Annotated in this window: 16 protein-coding genes; 10 read left to right on the forward strand and 6 right to left on the reverse strand. The window is 63.1% G+C overall.

Features of this window, described 5'->3' with window-relative positions; translation table 11 throughout:
* A partial coding sequence (locus BV106_RS10900) for a hypothetical protein (protein ID WP_265595543.1) occupies positions 1-608 on the reverse strand: 608 nt, incomplete at its 3' end.
* Between the two features lie 8 nt (positions 609-616).
* Positions 617-1,201, reverse strand: a complete 585-nt coding sequence (locus BV106_RS10905) for a sigma-70 family RNA polymerase sigma factor (protein ID WP_051945636.1) — start codon at positions 1,199-1,201, stop codon at positions 617-619.
* Positions 1,202-1,388: 187 nt separating this feature from the next.
* On the opposite strand from BV106_RS10905, the gene BV106_RS38305 reads away from it, so the two are divergent.
* From BV106_RS38305 to BV106_RS10935, 7 genes are all read left to right on the forward strand, one after another.
* Positions 1,389-1,562 (forward strand): hypothetical protein, encoded by a 174-nt coding sequence (locus tag BV106_RS38305; protein WP_265595544.1) that lies wholly within the window; start codon positions 1,389-1,391, stop codon positions 1,560-1,562.
* 110 nt (positions 1,563-1,672) lie between these two features.
* Positions 1,673-2,368 (forward strand): prepilin-type N-terminal cleavage/methylation domain-containing protein, encoded by a 696-nt coding sequence (locus BV106_RS10910; protein ID WP_038164394.1) that lies wholly within the window; start codon positions 1,673-1,675, stop codon positions 2,366-2,368.
* 12 nt (positions 2,369-2,380) lie between these two features.
* Entirely contained in the window at positions 2,381-2,851 is a 471-nt protein-coding gene (locus BV106_RS10915; protein ID WP_038164396.1) for a hypothetical protein, read from the forward strand.
* Positions 2,841-3,794, forward strand: a complete 954-nt coding sequence (locus tag BV106_RS10920) for a type II secretion system protein (protein WP_081891659.1) — start codon at positions 2,841-2,843, stop codon at positions 3,792-3,794. Before BV106_RS10915 ends, BV106_RS10920 begins: the two co-directional genes overlap by 11 nt.
* Entirely contained in the window at positions 3,791-6,709 is a 2,919-nt protein-coding gene (locus BV106_RS10925; RefSeq protein WP_038164400.1) for a hypothetical protein, read from the forward strand. The genes BV106_RS10920 and BV106_RS10925 overlap by 4 nt, the downstream gene beginning before the upstream one ends.
* Positions 6,710-6,750: 41 nt before the next feature.
* Positions 6,751-11,871 carry an autotransporter-associated beta strand repeat-containing protein gene (locus BV106_RS10930; protein ID WP_038164403.1) on the forward strand — a complete coding sequence of 1,707 codons (5,121 nt, stop codon included), beginning with the start codon at positions 6,751-6,753 and terminating at the stop codon, positions 11,869-11,871.
* 111 nt (positions 11,872-11,982) lie between these two features.
* A complete protein-coding gene (locus BV106_RS10935; protein WP_038164405.1) occupies positions 11,983-12,717 on the forward strand; it encodes a hypothetical protein in 735 nt (244 codons plus the stop codon).
* Between the two features lie 1,031 nt (positions 12,718-13,748).
* Here BV106_RS10935 and BV106_RS10940 read toward each other — a convergent pair.
* The 4 genes from BV106_RS10940 to BV106_RS10955 all read right to left on the reverse strand — a co-directional run bounded on the left by BV106_RS10940 (position 13,749) and on the right by BV106_RS10955 (position 19,749).
* Complete coding sequence (locus tag BV106_RS10940; protein ID WP_051945638.1) at positions 13,749-15,083, reverse strand: ABC transporter permease; 1,335 nt, start codon at positions 15,081-15,083, stop codon at positions 13,749-13,751.
* A gap of 29 nt (positions 15,084-15,112) precedes the next feature.
* The gene (locus BV106_RS10945) at positions 15,113-15,931 is read right to left on the reverse strand and encodes an ABC transporter ATP-binding protein (RefSeq protein ID WP_038164407.1); all 819 of its coding nucleotides are present in this window, start codon (positions 15,929-15,931) and stop codon (positions 15,113-15,115) included.
* Positions 15,932-16,016: 85 nt separating this feature from the next.
* Positions 16,017-17,879: an HlyD family efflux transporter periplasmic adaptor subunit gene (locus BV106_RS10950; RefSeq protein WP_038164408.1), complete on the reverse strand. Its 1,863-nt coding sequence runs from the start codon at positions 17,877-17,879 to the stop codon at positions 16,017-16,019.
* 31 nt (positions 17,880-17,910) lie between these two features.
* Positions 17,911-19,749: a TolC family protein gene (locus BV106_RS10955; protein ID WP_038164409.1), complete on the reverse strand. Its 1,839-nt coding sequence runs from the start codon at positions 19,747-19,749 to the stop codon at positions 17,911-17,913.
* Between the two features lie 153 nt (positions 19,750-19,902).
* On the opposite strand from BV106_RS10955, the gene BV106_RS10960 reads away from it, so the two are divergent.
* The 3 genes from BV106_RS10960 (at position 19,903) to BV106_RS10970 (ending at position 22,642) form a co-directional block, all read left to right on the forward strand.
* Complete coding sequence (locus tag BV106_RS10960; RefSeq protein WP_038164410.1) at positions 19,903-20,562, forward strand: sigma-70 family RNA polymerase sigma factor; 660 nt, start codon at positions 19,903-19,905, stop codon at positions 20,560-20,562.
* A gap of 545 nt (positions 20,563-21,107) precedes the next feature.
* Entirely contained in the window at positions 21,108-21,833 is a 726-nt protein-coding gene (locus tag BV106_RS10965) for a type II secretion system protein (RefSeq protein ID WP_081891660.1), read from the forward strand.
* A 176-nt stretch (positions 21,834-22,009) separates the two neighbouring features.
* Positions 22,010-22,642, forward strand: a complete 633-nt coding sequence (locus tag BV106_RS10970; RefSeq protein ID WP_265595545.1) for an N-acetylmuramoyl-L-alanine amidase — start codon at positions 22,010-22,012, stop codon at positions 22,640-22,642.
* Positions 22,643-23,186: the final 544 nt, after the last annotated feature.

The following is a 23,186-nucleotide window of genomic DNA, read 5'->3' on the forward strand; positions in this document are numbered from 1 at the left end:
TGGGCGGAGGAGGGGCAGCGTACGGTGACGCGGCCGGAGTGCAGATAGGCGGTGAGGCCATCGCGCAGCTCCACATCAAAGGGAGCCTCCAGCACCATGCGGGCGCCGCTGCTGAAGCCGAGCTCCAGGAGGCCGACGCTGGCCTCAAGACGGGTGCCACGAGGGAGGGTGGAGGTATCCTTTCCGGGAGGAGGGGTGACCCAGGTCAGGGCCTCCGTGCGGCTATAGGAAACTGCGGGACGGCTGGACTCGATGCCCAGCCAGATGGCGGAGCCCACGAGGGCGAGGGCTGCGGCGACGGCGGCGATGCGGCGGAGGCGTTTCCCCCACAGCCAGCTGCGGGCCTGCTCGGCGGCGCGCCAGGCGATCTCGATGGACTGGTGGTTGTTCTGCTCAGTGGCTTCCTCAAGCCGGAGCACCACCTCCTTTGCGGCCAAGGTGCCGCGAGGGTCTCCCAGGGCGAGCGGGAGCAGGCGCTCCACGGCCATGACCTTGGTCAGGGCCTCGCGCGCTTCATGGCTCTCCCGGCACAGCACGAGCAGCTGGGCACCCTCCTCTTGCGAGAGGGTTCCATCTGCGGCCCGGGAGGCCAGCTGCTGCCATTGCATGGTGTTCATCAGATTTCGCCAGTCCTAGGAATTTCCCTTAGTTTCGCCTCAATGCAATCCCCAAGAACAACGCGGAGCCGATGCAGCTGCATGGAGACGGCGGAGACTTTTCTCTGCAATTGATGTGCCAGCTCCTCGAGGGACATGCAGTCCGTGTAGCGCGCATTGAGCAGACGACGTGACGGCCCTTCGAGGCTCTCCAGGCAGTCGCGCAGAGCATCCAGTGCGGAGCCTTCACCGCCGGCCTCGAACCGCTGGGCCAGCTCGGCATCCAGCAGTTCCTGCAGCTCTTCATTGAGGCCGATGGGCAGCGCCCGAAATTTGCGCCGGTGATTGGCCAGGAGGTTCATCGCGATCCCTCGAAGCCAGGGGCCAAGGGGCCGGCTGGGATCGCATTCATCCAGCTTGCGGAAGGCGGTGACAAAGACTTCCTGCGCCAGGTCTTCCGCATCATGGGAGCTGCTGGAGCGCACGGCCAGAAAGGCCCGGACCCCGGCGTGATGCTTCTGCACCAGCGTCGCAAACGCCGCCAGATCGCGGCCTTGTGCGGCGCGGATCAAGCGGGATTCGGTATCGGCTTCGTTGCTGGACATGGGGAAAGCAGTGTCGTCTCAAAAGGTGTTGTTTTGATGTATCAAGAACGGCACAAAAAAGATTCTGCAAATTTTTCGCCTGACTTTGTGCTGAACCGGTCTGGTCACCACAAATGGCCCATTGAGGAGCTGAACTTTCTTTCCGCAGCTTCCCTTTTCAATGCGCCACTTTTTCCCCAGTCCCGCGATGTTCAGCAACCCCCTTGAGTCAAAAGGGCGGAGCGGCATTGCGCTTATTTTTGCCGGACTGGCTGGAGGACACGGACTGCTCACGGCCGCGCATTGCACCTTGTTGGAACTGTTCCGTCGTCCGCCCGGCTCCATCAGTCGAGTTCCCGGACCGCTCATGATCGCGCTCTGAGAGGCGATTTGGGAGCCTTGCAAGCGGATAGTGGAATTTTCTTGTAAACACTTTGTATATACATTTAACATTTAATTAATTCACAAACAGCTTCGCACTTGAGATTTGCCATGAAGCGTCCGCCAAAGTTCCACCCGAGGCCCGGCCTCCTCCCTCATCCGCACCTGCGCCCGCTCCATGCCGGCTTCACTCTGGTGGAGCTGCTGCTGGTCACAGCGGTGATTGCCGTACTGCTGGGGGTCGGCATCGGCAGTTTCAGCGGCACGATCCGCGGCATGTCCCTGACGAACGGCGGGAACAAGATCACGATGGTGTTTGAGGCCGCCCGTCAGCGTGCCATGGCGGGTAATGTACTTACTGCGGCCATCCTTCTGACCAATGCTGGCACCGAAGAAGACGGCCGGGCGTGGACGGTGGTGGAGTACCCTGAAGGCGGGCCAGCGTGGGTGCAGATCCGCGACTGGGAGCTGCTGCCCACCGGCATTTCTGTGGACATCGGCAATGGTACGGGGCACTCCGACTCGTTCGTGAGCCTGACAAAGACGTTCCCCTTCAACGGCGGATCGACCAGTGCTCCCATCCAGTATCGCGGCAAGGCTCTGGCGCAGGGGCAGTATGCGGCGCGGGTGTTTCTCCCCAGCGGCGGGGTGCTGAATGCGGGGGATGCCGCGCAGCTGCAGATCGTGGAAGGCACGATGACGGGTGGCAAGACGCAGTACAGCAAACCCACCGGCCCCGACAACTACTACCGGATCAGCCTCCTCACCTCCACCGGCCGGACCAAGGTTGAGCGCCCCTCTCTTTAGTTTCCTGAAACCATGAAAACGCGTGTTCCCTCCCTTGGCAGACGGCTGCTCCGTCTCGCCGGCTTTTCCCTTCCGGAGGTCACTCTCGCCGTGGGGGTGGCCAGTGTCGCCCTGATGTCGGTGGTGGGCCTGCTGCCCATCCTCCTCTCCAGCGACCAGGAGAACGGGGCGAACACCACGCTCACCACGCTGGCCAGCCAGACGCTGGCGCGGATCTCCGCGGACTGGGCCGAGCTGCCCTCCGGGGCGGCCAAGCCAGACGAGTACCAGTACTACTTTTCCCAGGACGGCGAGTTCGTGAACAACGCGGGCTCCCTCATGGACGCGAAGGTGGTGTACCACTGCCTCGCCCGGCTGGAGCCGGTGACGGGTATTTCAGCGAACCCCGGCAACCACGTGCGGATGGTGCGGCTGGAGTTCACCTACAACAGCCCTGCCCGCACCACGAAGATCATCCAAGCCAGCCTGAACGATGACCTGTAGGCCCCTCCATTCCCGACCGTCCCGGCGCCTGTTCCGGGGCTTCACTCTGGTGGAGCTGCTCGTGGCCACCGCCATCCTGAGCGTGCTGCTGGTGACGCTCGCCCAGACGGCGAGCACCGTGGCCAACATCTGGACTTCAGGAAACAACCGTGCGGAGCGCCGGCAGAGCGGCCGGGCCATGGTGGACTTCGTCGCCCGGGAGCTGAAGGGGGCGTCGCTCCCCGCCAACCTGGGGGCGCTGAGCACCCGGCCCAACCTGCAGTTCCTCGTCAACCCGCCCTCCGTGCCGGCGGAGTTCCGGCATCCGCACGCCCTCTTCTGGCAGGCGCCGATCGCCACGGACACCTCACGCGGCAACATGGCGGAGGCGGGCTACTTTGTGCGCTGGACGGGCAACCGGGCGATGCTGTGCCGGTTCTTCCTTAACCCGACTGACCCCAACTATTTGATCTATACCAACGGGAGGCAGGACACGTGGGTGAATGCCCAGGTGATCAATGATGTGGCGCCTGCGGACAACAACACGCCCTCCGGGGGGCAGCCCAATGCCTACCGAGGCCTCTTTGCGGAGAACGTCGTAGGCTTCTGGGCGCGCTGCATGGACGGCAAGGGCAAGGCGGTGACGAACACACCCACCCAGGGGTTTGACTCCCGGCTGCCTTATCTGAGCACTGGCGCTAATGGTGCAGCCGTGACGGTGGAAGCGCCCACCCTGCCCAAGAGCGTGGAGGTCTCCCTCGTGCTGCTGGACTCCCGCACCGCTGATCTGCTGGCGGCCAGCACGCAGGCCTCGTCCCTGAAGACAACCATCCAGGGGTTGACCGCCACGTCTGTGAACGCCGCCGACTTCGTGGCCAAGGCTGCGAATGACGGCTCCCTGGCCCCCCTGCTCAAGGGCATGACGGCCCACCAACTCCGAGTCTTTCTCGACAACGCACCATGAAACGCTCCTCCCAGCCAGCCTCCGGACAACGACGGGGCGCCGCCCTGATCATGACGATCATCGTGTTGTCGCTGATCACCGTCATGGTGCTTGGTTTTGCAGACCTGGTCCGAAACGAAACCATCACCTCCTCCTCGCACAAGGATCGAGGCCGGGCCCAGTTCTTCGCCACCATGGGGGTGGACATGGTGCAGGGCATCCTGCAGAAAGAGACGGCGGATCCGGCGCGCTCATGGGCGAGCAAGCCCGGGGCCCTGATCGTGCCGGCTGACACCGTGGCGGATCCTGCGGCAGATCCCACCAAGCTGGTGCGCCAGGTGGATCTCCACTCCGGGCATCCCAGTTCCACCCCGCCCACGCTGCCAATGCTGGCCCCGGCGAACCTGAACATTGAGACGCTCAGTGACCAGAACCCCCGCACCCACCTCATCACGGACCAGGCCGCTGACCCGGCCAACCCGACGGCGGGCACGGTCAAACTGGGGCTGAAGTGGGTCTATGTGCGTCAGAACGGCGGTCTGGATGACGCTGAGTCTCCGGTGCTGAACAACAAGACCAATCCGCTGGTGGGCCGCTTTGCCTACTGGGCGGACGATGAATCCAGCAAGATCAACCTCAACACGGCCTGGAAGCGCAACCCCATCGGCGGAAGCCAGCCACCCACGACGGCGAAGAACAGCTTCTCCCCCAGCCACCCGACCAGTGTCAATCTGGCGGCCTTGAACGGCTTCACCCCGGAGATGGCGGACCAGCTGCATGCGGCCATCACACCGGGGCACAGCTACATGGACATGGACACCTCCGGCGAGACGAACCGGTTTTTCAACTCCACGTTTGAAGCCCGCGTGCTGGGGCCGGGGTTTGTCACCGCGCTGAATGCCTCCAAGTTCGAGACCACCCACTACAACCACGATCCGGACACTACGTTTTTCAACGAACCCCGCATCGTGCTCACCACACAGAAGAAGCACTCGCGTGGCAGGCCCTTTCTGGACATCCTGAAGAATCCGGGCACGGACACCACGCTGGGCGACGACCCGGGCTACATCCGGAAGAAGGCCTCACCCTACAACACGGCCACGAGCGCGGAAACGATCGACCGCACGAAGCTCGACAATGTGCTGCAAAAGCTGATCGGCTACCTGGAGCGCACGGACTGGCCCATGACCTCCGGCAAGCGTTCCCTGCAGGACAAGTACTTCGCCGGCAACAAAACCCGTCTGGCCCAGCTCGCGCTCGGCATCATCGAGTACGTGCGCTGTGCGGAGTCTGACAAGCCCTTCGTGGAGCCCATCCGCCTCTTCTATGTGAACGGGAAGTATGAGCTCGTGACCACGGGCAACTACACCGGCAATGACGACACGTTCAAGGGGAACGCCCGCGGCCTCCACATCACGGAGATGGCGGTGTGGCGCTCCATGACGGCGACCAACTCGCGGTACAAGGTCCGCTACTACATCGAGGTCCACCTGCCGAAGGACTATGGTTTTGACTCCGTGAACCTCCTGGAGCCGGAGCCTGGCCGCAAGCTCTTCCTTTACCAGACGCTGGCAGACGGATTCTACGCCAGCGCCAATGCCACCCAGACCGCGGCGGTGGACAACGGGACGGTCGCCGTTCCGCAACGCTGGTTCAAGGTGGCCATGGATGGGAGCACGGTGGTGCCGACCACCATCCTGGAAAACGGGGCACCGGGCAATCCCGTCATGCAGCCCGGGGAGTACCGCACCATTGTCATGGAGTTCTACCGCGCCAGCACTTCCACCATCTTCGGCATGCGTCATGGCCTGGCGGTCGCAGACACCTCGGCGAATGCCAACAACGCCGTCCGTCTGGATCTCACGCCGGTGCCTGACTTTGCCCCCAAGGGCATCACGCTGAACTACACTGCGGCCACCAATGTCCCGGACATGGGCATCAATACCATCCCGCCCCAGTTAAAGTCCATGGAAACCGATGACCCGCGGGTGAACGGGGTGAAGCAGGACTGGCAGATGCGGACCAGCGGGCACACCTTCGGTGCACGCAATTCCCGCTACAATGTTGGCAAGGCCCCGACGGTGGCGAACTCTGAACCTGAGCAGGACACGGACAAGGCGGGCAACATCTCCGACGCCAGCCTGAGGCTGCCTTATCCCAGAGGTCATGCGCGGAATCCCAGTGGTGTGGTGTACTCCCCCGGCGAGCTGGGATTTGTTTCCACGGGGCTGGAAGGCAAGAGTCGCGACGCAGGAGGTGGAGAGGCGGTGAAGGGGGGGACTCCCTGGCGCTCCCTCCGGCTGCAGCCCAACCGGTACAACAACACGGATGAAGTGCCGGACTGGGCCTTCATGGATCTCTTCACTGTGCCCGTGGATGTGCCGACGCAGGCGAAGTCCATGTTCGCCCCGCACAACAGCAGCACCTCTGGCCGCGTCAACATGAATGCGCAGGCTCAGCCGTTCGGAAACCCGGCTCTGGTGTCCTCACCGCTGGAGCGCCGTCTGCCGCTGGTGGCTCTGCTCGCAGGGGTGCCCTATCCCACACCCACGGACCCCAATGCCATTCTCACCACGGCCAAGGCCCAGGACATCGCCAGCAACATCTACTTCAGGACGCTGGCGGACGCCTCCAACTTCAAGGGCAAAACCTACGGCAAGGCTGACACCTATGACTCACCCGGGGAAGTGGTGGAGATCAAAGGGGTGGCCGATGAAGGCGAGGAGAGTGAAGCGGTGGTGCGTGGCATCGCCAATCTCATCACCTCCCGCGGCGGGGTCTTCACCATCTACACCATAGGCCAGGCGTTGAACGAAAGCCGCAACGGCACCCTGCGCATCACCGCCGAGCAGCGCCAGCAGGTGATGCTGGAGCGCTACACTTCTGGCGGACAGGTCCACTTCCGCAAGGTGGCCAGCCAGCTGCTGACGCCGTGATTTTGTGATTTCATAAAACCCTCTCGTTCTATTTTTTTCTCATGGCACTCCCCCCCTCGCACTGCCGCCTCCTCCGCGGCCTCGCCAGTCTTGCCCAACTCAGTATCTTGACCGTCCTTGCCTCTGCGCCTGTCCGTGCCGTGACGCTCCAGTGGGATGCGAACCCGGGCACGCCAGGCGTGCAGCTGGGGGCTGGCACCTGGGCGGATGCCGCCGCAAACTGGCGCAATGTGGATACGGCCACAGACAATGTGACGTGGAGCAACGGGTCTGCGTATGTCGCGCGGTTCGGCCTCGATGGCTCAGCTTTTGCCGCGAGCACCATCACGGTGACGGACACCGTCAATGCGGCGGGGCTGGATTTCCTTGGCTTCACGGCAGCCCCCACGCAGGCGCAGGGGTCTGGTTACATCTTCAACGGCGGCACCATCCAGCTCGCCACGGGCAGCGTCGTCAGCATCGCGGACAACGCCTCTTCTGGAAACGGGTTCATCACCTTCAACGGCGCACTGGCAGGGCAGAACCTGGTGATCAGAAAGTCGGGCGGCACCGGGATTGGGTTTGTGGCGCTTTCCGGGAACAACACCGGTCTCACCGGCACGCTCACGCTGTCTGGAGTGAATGGGGGAACCTTCCTGCGGCCCACGGCGGTGGCAGCGGTGAACTCACTGTCCACCATCATTGTGGAGAGCGGCTCCACCTTTGCCTCAACCATCAGCGGCACCTTTGTCTCGAACTTTGTGATTGGAGGCGAGGGTCAGGAACAGACCGCGGGTGCGGGCGACTACCGCGGTGCGCTGCGGGTGGACAGCAGCTCGACCCAGGTCTTTACAGGCAACTTCACGCTTTCAGACTTCGGCGCCACCATCAACACCAGTGGCGGCACGGCCACGATCAGCGGGAACATTGGTGAAATCGAGCCGGGATCGCTCCTGACCAAGAAAGGTGACGGCACACTCACCCTGAGCGGCACCAATACCTACACGGGTGGCACCATGATCACCGGCGGGACGCTGGCGTTGAACTTCGCGGCGGTGGGCAGCCCCACCTCGAACATCATCTCCTCCAGCTCCAACATGTTCCTGGCTGGTGGCGGCCTGCTGGTGACCGGGGCGGACACGGGGGCCAGCTCGCAAGCCTTCGCGGCCACGTATGTCAACGGGTTCAATACCGTTACAGCGAATGCGGGTGCCAGTGGGACGCTTTCAGTCAATCTGGGCCTGATCCAACGGGGTGGCTACGGCGACCATCTGCGCATTGTGACCACCGGGAGCACGACCGTGCTCGCGTCCAACAACGGATTCGTGGGGGCCTGGGCCTCCTACAAGAGCGGGACGGTGGCGGGCTGGGCGGGGGTGCAGGGCGGGGTGCTGGGCATCTTTGCCGGGGATCTCAACTACGAGACGGGCAAGACGATCTCCTCTGTCACCGGCTATACCGCGACCTCGAACCTGGGGGTCAACGGATCGTCCGAAGGGAACATCACCGTGGCCGCCGGCACCACGGAGATCAACACCATCTCCATGGCGGGCAAGTGTGACCCTCGAACCATCGTTCTGGGGGCGGGGGATCTCATCCGCTTTGGCAACGCGGGCGGCATCCAGGTGGTGGGGGACGCCAAGAGCCTGACCGTGGGCTCTGCCCCGGGCGTGGGCCAGATCACGGCGGGCACGACGGGCGCCACGGAGCTGATCCTCACGAACAACTCCACGACGAGCACTCTCACCATCAATGCGCAGATTGTGGACCACGGTGGTGGCGGGAGTTCGGGCATGGATGTCATCGTGAACGGCACGGGCAACACGATCCTGGCTGGTCCCGGAACTTACACGGGCCTCACCCAGGTGCTTTCCGGATCGCTGGAGGTGACTCACAACCAGGCTCTGGGGGCGGTGGGCTCCGGCACGGTCTCGCGCACGATCGTCAGCTCCGGTGCGGCACTGCAGGTCTCCGGCAATCTGACGAACATGGCTGAGAACCTGCTTCTCAATGGAAGCGGCATCGCCACCGGCGGGGCTCTGCGCAACGTCAGCGGGGTGAACACCGTGTCCGGCACCATCTCACTGGGGTCCGCCGCCCGGATCAGTTCGGATGCCGGAACGCTGATCCTCTCCAAAGGCGCGGGCACCTCGACGACGATCATCATTACGGGCACGCAGAACCTTGTCTTCGCGGGCAATGGCAACATCGAGGTGCAGAGCCGCATTGCAACGAGCACGGGCACGGTGACGAAGACCGGCAACGGAGTGCTCATCCTCAGCGGGGACAACAACTTCTCCGGCGCCATGACGATCAGCGGCGGGACGGTGCGCATGACGCACACTGCAGCGCTGGGCACCATCGCGGGCAGCACCACGGTGAGCACGGGCGGCACGCTGGAGATCACCGGGGGCATTTCCACGACGGAGGGGATCACCATCAATGGTGCGGGCTTCAACAACCAGGGGGCGCTGCTCTCCACTTCAGGAAATAACACCTTTGCGGGCACCATCGGCCTGGCCTCCAGCGCCCGGATCAACGCCGCGGCGGGATCCACCCTGGCGCTGGATGTTGCCACTGGCAGCGCGGTTTCCGCCACCTTCACCTCAGGCACCCGCACGCTCACCTTTGGCGGGGAGGGCACCATCAATGTGGAGGATGCCATCACCAAGGGCGGCACCGGAGGTGCCATTGCGATCGCCAAGGACGGCACGGGAACCACCAACCTCAATGCGGCGAACACCTTCAACGGTGGCGTTTCCGTGAGTGGCGGCACGCTGAACCTGAATGCGGCCAACGCCTTCACCGGTGCGGTGGCCGTTTCCGGTGGTACCTTGAACCTGAACGTGGCCGCCTCCACCGTCTACACCGGCACCACCACCGTGAGCGGGGGCAACCTGAACGTCCGCTCCCTTTCGGCCGGGACCACGGCTGTCACCCTCTCCGGTGGACAGATGCACCTGGACTTCACCACCAGCGCGACCGCAGCCAACGCCACGAACTTGATCGGATCTGCCTCCACGCTGATCCTGAACGGCGGCACCCTGCGGCTGACCGGAAAGGATGGCGGAACCAACGGCCAGACGCTGGCCAGCCTGACGGTGGGCAGCGGCACGACGAACTCCGCCAAATCCACCATCGTGGTGACGGGCGGAACCGGCGGCACGGCGTCGCTGAATGTGGGGACCATCCTGAGGAACCAGAACGGCCACACGGTGGACTTCCAGATCGGGGCGGGCGCCACGATCAGCGGCACCTCCGCCACCACCGGCACGGGCGGCATTCTCCTGGACGGCCGCGGACTCAACTCCGTCTATGCCACGGTTAATGGAAACGACTGGGCGGCTGTGAGCGCCGGCCAGATTGTCGGCGGGGAATCGGTCACGAACTTCTACACGAAGTCCACCAGCACGACGCTGGCGGGCAATGCCGACGCGGATGTGGCGCTGACCACCCTGGCGGCGGACACCAGCGTCACGAGCCTCCGTTTTGACAAGGCCCTGGCCACGACGATCAGCGGTGCCATCGCCCTCAAGGCAGGCGGCATCCTGGTGACCTCGGATGTGGGGGCGAATGATGTGACCATTTCCAACACCTCGCTGGCCATGAACACCACCACCAACGGCGGGGACCTGGTGATCATCCAGAACAACACGGCCGGCCGGCTCATCATCAACTCCGCCATCATCAACCCCGCGGCCGGGGCGATCGCCCTCACCAAAACTGGGGCCGGCACTCTGGTGCTGACCGGGGTGAGCACCTTCACCGGGGGCACGCGTGTCACGGAAGGAACGCTGGAGCTGCAAGGAAACAACCGACTTTCCGCCAGCAGCGGGATCCAGCTCGGCGGAGGTTCCACCAGCGCCAAGCTCAAGCTTTCCGGCAACCAGAACTTCAGCAACACGGTGGGGCTGGCCATCTCCGGCACCGGCACGGACAACCGGGTCGTGGGCGGGCTGGCGACGCTGTCCACCCTCACCATCACCAGTGGTGGCAGCCAGGACTTCCGCAATGGTTTCCTGGGCGGCTCGTTGACGAACGAGAACAACCTGAGTTTCACCACGAACCTTTCCACCAACACCCTGCTGATGCAGCTGGGCGGGGCCAACACCTATGCGGGCAAGACCATTGTCAACCGGGGTATCCTGGATGTCTCTGTGCTCGCCAACACCGGTGTGCAGAGCTCCTTGGGCACGGGCAGCTTCGATGCTGCCTCCAGCGTGATCACCCTGGGGGGCAGCAGCACCGCCACGGCCACGGCCACCCTGCGCTACACGGGGAGCACCGACTCGTCTACCAACCGTGTGGTGGATCTCGCGGGTGGGGCCACGGGCACGGCGGCGACCATCCAGAACAGCGGCTCCGGCACGGTGAAATTCACCTCCGCCTTCACGGCGACGGGGACCAGCACGGAGGCGCGCCAGCTCACCCTTTCCGGTACCAACACGGGAATCAACGAGATCGTGGGCCTGGTGGACGGCTCGGCTGCGGTGACGAATTTGATCAAGGCGGAGGCGGGTACCTGGGCCATCACCGGGGCGAGCACGCACAGCGGCACCACCACGGTGAATGCAGGCACGCTGCTGGCCAACAATGCGACGGGGTCCGCCACCGGCTCGGGGAACGTGAGCGTGCTGGGCACCAGCCGGCTCGGGGGCAACGGCTTCATCGGTTCCGGCACTGCCGCACAGAACATTTCGGTGGCCGGCACCGCCTTTCTCATGGTGGGGAACACCGGGGACACGGCGGCCCAGAGCCTGAACCTCAGCACGAGTGGTGTGGGAGTGATCACGCTCAGCGGCACCATTGAGTTCGACATCTTTGGCAACAGCGGCGGCCTGAACTCGCTGGTCAGCAATGACATTCTGATCCTGGACAGCGACACCACGGTGCAGATCAGCGGTTCATTGAAACTAACGGACACGACCAACAGCTCCACCTGCTGGGAGCTGGGGGATGCCTGGCAGCTGTTTGACTGGCTGAACGTCTCGGCCGGCACGAAGGTGAACGGCACCTTCAGCAGTTTTGTGCTGCCCACGCTCGCCGAGGGGCTGGCCTGGGACACTTCCAACCTCTACAACAACGGCTACATCTACGTGGCCGCTGTGCCCGAGCCGGGGCGGATGGTGCTGCTGGGACTGGCGCTGGGGATGGTGGGGATGCGCCGGAGAAGGAAGTTGTGACGGGTGGGGGGAATTCCGGATGTGCGAGGCCGGTGTGCTAATTTGCTTTTGGCTGGTGCCTTGGTAAATGAGTGGTTAGGCTGGCCGGGACTCCCCTTTTTCCACTCAGCCATGTTTGAAAAGTTCTCCCTGTCTGCTTCCGGTCGGTCACCAACCCCTTTGGTCTGGGTGCTGCTGTTTCTAGGCCTCGCGGTGACGCAGTCACTGAGGGGAGAAGAGCCTGCAGACCATTTGATTACGTGGTTTTACCTCAAAGGGCCTGATGGCAAGCTGACCAGTCCGCCGGATACAGTGCTCTATCTAGACGGCAAACCTCTCGGAATGTGGTTGGAGGCGGTCACAAAAATTTGCCAAATGGAGATCAAGCCTGGCACGCGATTCCGCTTCGTGTTTCCGGACAATACGCCCTTCGAGCGCAGTCCCTACTATCCCCCTTACTACGGTACGCCGCTTGTGCCTTATCTGGTTTCCTCGGGCGCGAAGCTGGAATTCTACCACCAGAACAAAAAGTGCGATTATCGATGTTATTGGTGGGACATGAAGGCAGGAGGGCATAGCAGTTGGAATGAGACAGAGTTTTTCCTTGATGGGGAATCTCTGGGGCGGGGCCTAAAAGCCGCGGAGAAGCTGGCAGATATCAAGTGGGGCTATCGACCTGTCTTGATGGTGTTGATATTTCGTGGAACAGCTTACCCTTACAGAGGCACCACGCCAGCTGGATGGCCGAACTATGTAAAGGATTATACGATGAAGGGTGAACAAGCATTGTTCGATCAGAAGGTTAGCGCGGAGTTGCATGAAGGGATTTCACGCAATCCTGTGCCCTTCCCTCTCCTGAAGAAGTGAGTGAAGGCTGTGCCTGGATGGGGGAACCACTTGTGTTCACTGATGGAACACTCATGATGATGGTGATGAGTTGAGGTTGAGTTTGGACAGAATTAACAAAATTTACAGAATTGGGATGGGTAATGGGTGATCGGGGGGAGGAAATAAGTGAGCGTGAAAGGGTGTAAGATTGAGTGGTCTTGAGCATGCCGGACCGCCTGAAGGCCAATGCCATCAGGGAAAAGGTAACCAGGCCGATGAGTTCCCTTTTTCGTCGTGGGCAGGCTTGATGAGGCCGGGCCTTCAGCCCTCAAGGATTAAAGGGTCAACTATTCCTTGGGCGTTGCCCAAGGCTGGTATCACGCCGGACCTTCGGCCCTCATGAGCCTGCACAATCAGCCGACCGTGAAGTAGATGCGCCGCAGCGTCTCTCATTCGCGCTCGGGGCATATTCCTTTTCCCTGACCGCCTGAAGGCGGAACTCCAACTTTGCTTCGAGTGCCGTGGTGTATTTTGGGGACGCAGGGCCTCTGATGATGCGAAATCTCGAGCAGCGAGATGGACGTCAATACGCCCTTCAATAGCCGCGCCGTGGTTGGAGTTCCGCCTTCAGGCGGGTCAATTGGCATCGTGCCCATGATGCGCTTCCCCGCCCCTGAATGACGCCGGGCCTGCAGAGGCGTGGAGGGGATCAAGGGCGGTCGGGGGGGCTTGCGGTGTCTCGCCTGTCACGTGAGGCAAACCTGTGTGGTCTGCGGTGCTGCGATGGGCCTACCGCTCCGCGGTAGCAGGGTGGGGCGGGCTGTCCATGGGTTGCGCTCGCTCCGCTCGCTTCACCCATGGCTATTCATGGCGAACCCTCCGGGTTCAAGGAAAGTGTGCAACGGGTCCACCCGGGTCGCATGGGATAGGATGATGCGGCTGCGGGGAAGCTGAACCCCAATCCCGTAAATTCTGTAAATTCTGTCTAAACCTCAGTTTCAGTTTCAACTTCCGCCCTGTGCCCTCTGCGTCTCTGTGGTTGAGTCAAACCTGCCTTCTCTTCTTTCTCATCACTCATGCCGCAGGGCTTCCACGGGGTTCATCTTCGCGGCGCGCATGGCGGGGTAGATGCCGAAGGCGATGCCGGTGATGACGGAGATGGAAAACGCAAGGGTGGGGGCCCAGGCTTTGATGACGGTGGTGACGCCGGCGAAGTGGCTGATGGCGATGGGGATGCCGAGACCGAGGACGACGCCGACGACGCCGCCGGCTCCGGCGAGGAGGACGGTCTCGATGAGGAACTGGAGGATGATGTCCGTCTGGCGGGCGCCGAGGGCGCGGCGGATGCCGATCTCCCGCGTGCGCTCGGTGACGCTGGCGAGCATGATGTTCATGATGCCGATGCCGCCGACGAGGAGGGAGATGGCGGCGATGCTGCCGAGCACGATGCTGAAGATGCGCTTGGTGCGCTCCGCCTGGCGGAGGAGCTCGATGGGGACGGTGACGCGGTAGTCCTCGTTGGGGTGGTTCCGGGCCAGGAGGTGGCGGATGGCATCGGCACGGGAGACGACGGCGTTCACGTCATCCACGCGGACGATGGCGTCATGGAACTCGACCTTCTCAGCCTCGAAGCTGCCGCTGCGGAAGCGGAAGAAGGTGTCGCCGTACTGGTCCATCAGCGTGAAGAACGGGATGATGAGCTGGGCGAGGCTGTTGCTGTTGGAGGACTTGTTGGCGCTGCCGCTGCCCTCGGTGGTGGCGCGCTGGCTTTCGTCCTCCATGATGCCGAGCACGCGGTAGTAGAAGCCGCGGACGCGGATGGACTTGCCGACGGGGGAGGCGAGAGGAAACAACCGGGCGGCGGTGGTCTGGTTGATGACGCAGACGGGGAGGCGCTCCTTCTGTTCCAGCTCGCTGAAGAAGCGGCCGGCGAGCATGCGGCGGTTCCGCATCTGGGGGTAGATGGGGAGGGCGCCGATGATGCTGGCATCGACATTGAGGGACTCATTCCAGAGGTACTCGCTGATGATGCGGCTGGGGACGACGACGGAGACGCCGGGGATGGTCTGGCGGATCTGGTCGATGTCCCGGGTGGTGAGGCCGTACTCGATGACCATGCTGCGGGTCTGCTGGGCGGGACCCTGGTTGTCGGACGGCTTGACGCTCTCCAGGATGATGTTCTGCGAGCCGAGCTTGCGGATCTGCTCCTGGGCCTCATGGCTGGCGCCTTCCCCGATGGCGAGCATGGCGACCACGGAGGCGACGCCGAAGACGACGCCCAGGGCGGTGAGCATGGAGCGCAGCTTGTGGAGCCAGATGCTCTTCGACCCCAGCACGATGGACCGCCACATGTGCTGGGGGGACACGGCGAGCCTGAGGATGGGGTGGGCGGCGAGGGAGAACATCTGGGCGGGCCGGGAAAGGGGAGGCGGTATCAGGAAAGAACGGGCTGGTGCACGAGGGCGGCGGCGGCTCCTTCTGCGGAATGGTCCGGGGCGGGGGCGTCCGTGGCGTGGGGCCGGACGGAGGTGCCGGTGATGCCGGTGTAGCGGTCAGCGGCGGCGCCGCGTTCATCGCGGTCCACCTCGCCGTCCTTCAGGCGGATGACGCGGGTGCAGCGGCCGACCATGCGCTCGTCATGGGTGACGAAGACCATGGTCTTGCCGGCCTTGTTGAGGTCGTCAAAGATGCCGAGGATCTCCTGGCCGGACTTGGAGTCAAGGTTGCCGGTGGCTTCATCCGCGAGGATGACGAGGGGGTCGTTGGCCAGGGAGCGGGCGATGGCGACGCGCTGCTGCTGGCCGCCGCTGAGCTCGGTGGGGCGGTGGTGGAGGCGGTGGCTGAGTCCGACCTGGGAGGCGAGCCGGATAGCGATCTCCCGGCTCTCATGCTCGGGCACGCCCTTGTAGTAGAGGGGGACCTCGATGTTCTCCAGCACGGTGAGCTGCTGGATGAGGTTGTAGCTCTGGAAGATGAAGCCGAGGTTCCGGCAGCGGGCCTTGGAGAGGTCGTCATCATTGAGCCGGGCGACATCCTCCCCACCGAGGAAATAATGGCCGCTGGAGGGCTGGTCCAGGCAGCCGAGGACATTGAGCAGGGTGGACTTCCCGCAGCCGGAGGGGCCCATGATGCAGACATACTCACCGGGGTAGATGGTGAGGCTGACGCCCTGGAGCACCTGCGAGACCGTATCGCCCATCTGGTAGGATTTGCGGATGTCACGGAGTTCGATGATGGGCTGCTGCGGCGTCATGAGGCGATGCGGGGTGGGAGGCCGCCTCCCGCGATCCGGGACGGGGATGCGGGTGGCGGAGGGCCTGCGCGAACGGGGCGCGAGGTTATTTCAAAGCCAGCCCTTTTTTCTCGGGGGCGGGGGTCTTGTCCTTGGGCTTCTTGGTGGACGGGGAGGAGGGGAGCGCGCCGGGGTTGCTCTCCAGGACCTGGCGCTTGGGGATGGCGAGGGCGACATGCTCGCCGAGGTTCAGCCCGCCTTTGATCTCGATGAACTGGTCGTTGAAGGAGCCGGTCTCCACCTCACGGCGCTCCAGGGCGCCGCCGGTGTTCACGTAGGTGAAGAAGTGGTCGTTCTCCACCTCGATGCTCTGCACGGGGACGTAGAGGATGTCCTCGAGCTGGTTCACGATGATCTCCACCTTGGCGTTCATGCCGGGCTTGAGCCAGTCATGCGTGCCGTCGATGTGGACGACGGCGGGATAGACCTTGAGGTTCGGGGTGTAACGGGAGCTGCCGGAGTCCGGGAGAACGGCGAGCTCGGCCACGACGCCCTCCAGGGTGCGGCCCTGCTCGGCATCCACGGTGACGCGGCAGTGCTGGCCGATGCGGACCTTCTTGAGCTGGGATTCGTGAATGTTCACGGACACGCCCATGCGGGACATGTTGGGGATGGTGAGCAGGGTCTGGCGGAAGCGGACGGCGGCGCCCTCCTCGATGACGTCGTTGCTGCGGATGCCGTTGTTTCCTGTATGCGAGCCGTAGGCGACGAGTCCGGGGACGGGGGCCTTGATGACGCAGGCCTTGAGCTGGCGGTCGAGCTCCTCCTTGCGGGAGAGCTCCACCTCATAGCGGCGCTTGGCGGTGCGGTACTTGGTCTCCACCTGGGCCATGCGGGAGCGGTTGGCGCGGAGGGTGCGCTGGAGCTTCTTGAGCGCCTCCTGATAAGCGGAGAGGGAGACCTCGGCCTGCTTGGGGAACTCATACTTCTTGAAGAGGTCGAGCTGGGTCTCGGCGGTCTGCACGGCCAGCTTGGTCTTCTCGAAGTTCACCTGGTCGTTTTCCAGGGTGGTCTTGGTGATGAACTCCTTGGCGGCGAGGCGCTCGCTGGCCTCGACGTTCTGCTTGGCCAGGGCGAGCTCGCTCTTGTGCAGGAGGAGTTCGTTGCTGAGCTGGCGGAGCTTCTGCTCGGCCTCGCCATCGCCCATCTCGGTCTGGTTGAGGAAGGAGAGGAAGTCGAGGGGCTTGGAGGCCTGCTCCACCGGGGCGGCGGGCCTGGTGGCGGCGTCTGAGGCGGGGCTGGCGGTCTCGGCGACCTCTTGGGAGGCCTTGAGCGGGTCCACCTTGCCTTCTTTCACGGCGAGGGGGTCCTCATCGGACTTGTCGCCATCGGCTTTGTCGGCCTTCTCAGCATCCAGCTCGAGGTTCAGGGTGCGGGGCTTTTCGGCATTGAGCTTGCCGATGTAGAACTCGAGCGCCTCCAGATCATGAGGGAGCTGGCGGGACTTGAGCACGGTCTGGGCATTGCCCTTGCCCATGTAGCGCTCGAAATCCATGAGGGCGAAACGCATGGCCTGCTCCGCATCCCGGGCGAGGCTCTGGTTGTCGCTGGTCTGGATGGCGCGCTGCTCGTCGGCCTCGATGAAGGTGGAGACGGTGGTCTGGAACTCGATCTCGTGGTTGGTGATCTTGTCCCTGAGGTCGGCGCTGTCGAGCTCGATGAGGACTTTGCCGTCCTTCACGTCCTTCTCATTGATGCGGTAGCCCTCGGGGATGAGGCTGAGGATCTTGGTGGGGAGCTCGATCTCCGACTTCACTTCGATGTTTTGAAGCGCGCGGATCTCCCCGCCCTGCAGGACGTTGATCTGGATGGTGCCTTTTTGCACCGGGATGAGCGGGATGTCTGCGCCTGCGGTATCGCCGCGGCCGACGATGAACCACACACAGAGGGCGACGGCCAGGGTGGCCATGCCTATGATACCGGTTTTGCTGCGAATCAGTTTAATCATCACCAGCTACCTCCCCTTCGTTTTTTAGTACGCGAATCCATGAACCGTCTTTCTTGATGTAGAGAACTCCCATGTCTTTCCACAGGCGGAGCCGGGAAAGGGTGTGGGCAATGAGGGCGGAGGTGAGGTCATCTTTGGCCTCAATCAGGTCTTGCTGAGCATCGATAAGGTCACGGGCGGTGCCGCGGCCGAGGGTGCGGAGGAGTTCTTCCTCCTCCAGCCGGCGTAGGCTGAGGGCGACGCCGGTGGCGGCGATCTCATGCTGCTTCCGGGCGGCATCGAGGTCCCGCCAGTCGGCGCGCAGGGAGAGGCGGACATTTTCCTCAGCGAGGTCGAGCTGGCGGGCGGCGCGCTGCTGGGCCACGAGGGCGGAGCGGTAGGCGTTGCGGTCGCCTTTCTTGTCGAGCCGGAGGTCCAGGTCGAGGCCGGCGCTGAGGCGGTGGCGGTCGAGGTTGAGATTGATGTTGCGGCTGCCGGGCTCGCCATCGGTGGTGTAGCGGCCGGTGAAATCGAGCTGGGGCAGCAGGCCCTGGGTGGAGACCTTGATCTTGCGCTCGCTGTCCTCCAGGGAGTTCCGGGAGTTGTAGAGGTCCAGTCGGGTGACGAGGGCGGTCTCCAGGCTGTCGTCCACAGTGAGCTCGGGTTCCTCGAGGGCGAGCTTGGTGAGCTCCTGATCCTCCAGGATGACGGGGGTGGTCACGGGGATGGCGAGGGCGACCTTGAGGTCATCCAGCAGGCTCTCATACGTTCGGACGGAGGAGATCCAGATGCGCTTGTACCGGAGGGAGGCCTGCTCGATGAGGCCGAGCTGGGAGGAGGTGCGGCGGTCTTCCTTGGCCAGGGCGCGCTCACTGGTGAGGATGGTCTCGAAGGCCTTGTACGCGAGGTAGGCGTTCCGCGCGGCATCGCGGGCCTCCAGGGTGCGGTAGTAGCGGGAGGCGATGTCGACGGCGAAGGTCTTCCGGTACTGGGTGAAGTCGCGGATGGCGTAGAGGAGGTCCCGCTCGGCCTGGGTGAGGGTCTCCATGGTGGCCCGGTAGCCGGCACCGCGCAGGAGGGGCTGGCTGAGGGTGACGGCCAGGGAGGAATCTCCGGCGCTGGTCATGTTCCCCGAGAGGAACTTGAGGAAATCCGTCGTGAAATCGGCGGCGATGCGGGCGCCGGTGCGGGTGAGGATGCTGACGCCGAGGTTCCCCTGGGCGGTGAGGGTGTTGTCCGTGACCAGCGTGGTGATTTGCTTCTCAATGAACTGGGGGACGACGGGCGCGGCGGTGGTTGTGGTCGTGGTCGTCGCCGTGGTGCCAGAGGAGGCGGCAGCCGCGGCGGCTTTGGCGGCGGCGGCCTGGGCCTTGGCGTAGGCGGGATTTGGCACCTTGACCGTCTGGGTGACGGGCTTCTGGGTGTGGGTGACCTCCGCGCCGCCGACGGCCGAGAAGATGGGGGTGAACTCGTTCCGGACCAGCGTGAGGTCCAGCGCTTGTAGATACAAGAGCTCCTTCCGGGCCTGGTAGTCGCGGTTGTGTTTCACCGCCAGGCTGAGGGCCTCATGCAGGGGGATGACGCGGGCGTTCTTCTCCACGGTGGCGCGGTTCCCGAGGAACTCGGCGGTGCCGGTGTTCTTCCGCAGTTCCTCCAGGGAGACGGGCGGGGGCGGGGAGATATCCAGCAGGCCAGTGCCGGCATTGGGCACGCCGGAGGACTTGGACTTCAGGATGCCGAAGACCTCCCGGTCTGCGGACCGGCGCATCTGGCCTGGGGTGCAGCAGGTGAGGGCCAGGGCTGCCAGACAAGCGCCGGATGTAGAGATGGAGAGTCGCGAAAGGGGAGCCATGTCACAGAAGCAAACAAGCCGCACTGCAGGCGGCTTGCCGGGATTTTTGGGGATGAAAACTAACGCCGCCCCTTCCCGACCTCTTTCAGTGGGGAGGGTTTTCGGCAAAGATGCTTTGCCAGTTCCCGGCGGAATGCCTAAGCTGGAGGCCCCATGGCCGAGCCTGTAGATAAAGAGGAGAAGATCAGCAACTCTCCTCAGACCCGAAAGACCCTGATCGAGAAGCTCGACAACTGGTCTGACTGGTCGAGCTGGGATGAATTCTACCGCACGTACTCGGGCTTTGTCTTCCATGTGGCCCGCAAGTCAGGCCTGAGCGATGATGAGGCGAGCGATGTGGTGCAGGAGACCTTTATCGGGGTGGCGAAGAACCTGCAGAAGAAGAAGTTCGACACGAGCCAGGGGTCCTTTAAGAGCTTCCTGCTGAACCAGGCGCGCTGGCGCATCCTGGACCAGTTCCGCCGACGGAAGAAGCAGCAGGACCGCGAGGCGAACATCCACTTTGACGAGGATGAGGAGCGCCGCACGGCCCCGATCGAGCGCTGCGCGGACCCCCAGGGGGTGACGCTGGAGAAGCTGTGGGACAAGGAGTGGAAGGACCAGGTGATGGAGATCGCCCTGCGCCGTGTGCGCACGATGGTGTCCCCCCGGCAGTTTCAAATCTTCTCCTGCTACGTGATCAACGGCTGGACGCCGGAGCGGGTGAAAGAGGAGCTGGGGGTGAATGCCGCCCAGGTCTATCTGGCGAAGCACCGCGTGGGTCGCCTGCTGAAGAAGGAAGCGGCGCGACTGTCGGCGGAAGGACAGAGGTAGGCCGCAAGCGGCCTGTTGAGACGCTGCGCTGGTTGAGATGGCTTCGCCTGGTTGAGACGCTGCGCTGGTTGAGACGGCTTCGCCTGGTTGAGACGGCTTCGCCTGGTTGAGACGGCTTCGCCTGGTTGAGACGCTGCCGCTGGTTGAGGCGCTTCGCTGGTTGAGGCGCTTCGCTGATTGAGGGGCTTCGCTGATTGAGGGGCTTCGCTGATTGAGGGGCTTCGCTGATTGAGGGGCTTCGCTGATTGAGGGGGCTCTGGCCTGACGCACTGACGCACTGCCCACTGACGCACTGGACTCCGAAGCTCTCGACTCACAAGCACCCCTCAACGCATGACCGCACTCCCGCTCCCATCTACCCCCGACTCCATCTAAGCATTTGGTTTAGAGTGGATTAGGCCTGGGATATCAGGGTCAAATGGCCATAAACAAATATCTAGGCAGCCCACACCATTTTTGATCTAATTGGTTTGGAAATTCCCTCTAATAAATAACCAAGGGAGTCTCCTGCAAAACATAACTGATAACATACATAACGAATAAAAATGAAAACACAGATGAGAAAAGGCCTGAAAAAAGGCTTCACCCTGATCGAGTTGCTGGTCGTGATCACCATCATCGCCATTCTGGCGAGCCTGGCGGTGCCGACCTTCGGCCGAATCCAGGAACGCGGTAACATCACGAAGGGGATCAGCAACGCCCGCCAGATCATCACGGCGCTGCGCATCTACTCCGCTGACCACGGTGGGAACTATCCTGACGTGGCGACGACGGCTCCCGAGCCTGGGGATCCCCCGGTAGAGGCTTCCTCCGCGAATGGCGTGTTCCGGGCTCTGTTCACAGAACAGATCCTTGACTCGGAGCAGATCTTCGGATGTCCAGTGAGCGCTGTCGGCAACCCCGATGGCAACATTGGTACTTCCCCGAATTTCACCGAGGCGTTGGGACCGAGGGAAAATCACTGGATGATGACCGGCGGCGCATCTGACTCCGCATCCGGCAGCGTGCCACTGGTGTATGAAAATGCGACTGGCGCTGCCGATTGGGATCCCAAATGGAATGCCAAGGCGGCTGGCACGACTGCTAACGGTCGCGCTTGGTCCGGTGGCAAGATCATCATCGGCCAGAACGATTCAAGCGTTGCCCTTCAGCAGCTTGAAGATAAGACGAGCCAATCGTCTGCTCTGAAAAAGGCGGGCGCAGACAACATGTTCACTCGCCATGCAGACTCCGGCTTCAAGGTTCTGCCAGTGGAAGGTGGCGGTAGCTAGTCCGTTACCGGTGCTGAGAGATTAGTGAAAGGCCGCAGACCTCTGGGTCTGCGGCCTTTTTTTTGATGTTGCTACGGCGGAGGATAAGCTCTAAGGAGGGGGCCGCCCACCCCCTGAGTGAAATCCCTCACCAGTCGAGTTTAAGCCGCATGTTTAGCTTCCCTTCGTTCAGCACTTTGAAGACCCTCCCACGGACCAAAGTGTCGGGGACCCGGGCATTGATGGCGGGCCTCTGCGCCTTGTTGTTTCTCGCGTCGGGCAGTGTGGCCCAGGCGTTTGACACGGTGGTGATTGACGCCGGTCACGGTGGGCATGATCGCGGCGCCTCCATCGGCTACGTTTTTGAAAAGCACCTGGCGCTGGATACCGCCCGCCGGGTGGAGCAGCTGCTGCGCAAGCAGGGCTACAAGGTGGTCATGACCCGCAGCACGGACGTCTTCATCCCGCTGCAGGGCCGTTCCGCGATCGGGAATCGGGATGGCAATGCGATCTTCGTCAGCATCCATTACAACTACAACAAGTCCGGCTCCGGCCACGGCCTGGAGACCTTCTACTGCCACGACCGCAGCTACATGCTGGCCGGGTACATCCAGGCGTACCTCATCCAGGAAACGCGCCTGCAGAATCGCGGGGTGAAGCACGCGAACTTCCACGTGATCCGCGCCACCACCCGGAATCCCGCCGTGCTCGTGGAGTGCGGCTTCGTCAGCAATTCCGCCGAGCGCACCGGCATGATGACTGGCCTATACCGCGAGCGTGTCGCCGTGGGCGTGGTGAAGGGCATCATGGCGTTTAAGCAAGCGAAGTAGCGCTGGGTTTTTGGAAGTGGGAGCGCGGTCTGCGTGTGGTGAGGTGGGATGTGTCAGGGGCTTCGTATCCCAGTGCGTCAGTGGGCAGTACGTCAGTGCGTCAAGGTGTTGGGGCTGGCGTGGCGGGAGGATGGGGCTTGAGCCTGAGGGAATGATTTAGCGGCGTCTTGGGATACGCCGTTCTGACCGCGTAAACGCGGAACTCCAACCCTGCTGGCGACATTGATGGGGGTTGGCGTTCCAAATCGCATGTGGGGCTTACGTCCCTGGGAAGGCTTCGGCTCGCCGCATTCGCTCGCTCGAATTGGCCGGCCAGTTCCCTTCCTGCCCCAGCACCTCAAGTCTTGTGTCTCCCGCGTAGCGGGGCGGGCATGCCGAAGGCATCACAGAAGGTAGCCGGAGGTTGAAGGAGCGGAGCGACTGATACCTCCGGTGCACTGGAAAGTCGGACCGACCCCGAAGGGGTCGCAGAAGGGGTTGCTTCGCTCGTTGCTTGCATCCACCAGAGCACTCAGGTTTTGTGTCTCCCGCGTAGTGGGGCGGG

It is taken from the genome of Verrucomicrobium sp. BvORR106, assembly GCF_000739655.1.
GTDB lineage: Bacteria > Verrucomicrobiota > Verrucomicrobiia > Verrucomicrobiales > Verrucomicrobiaceae > Verrucomicrobium.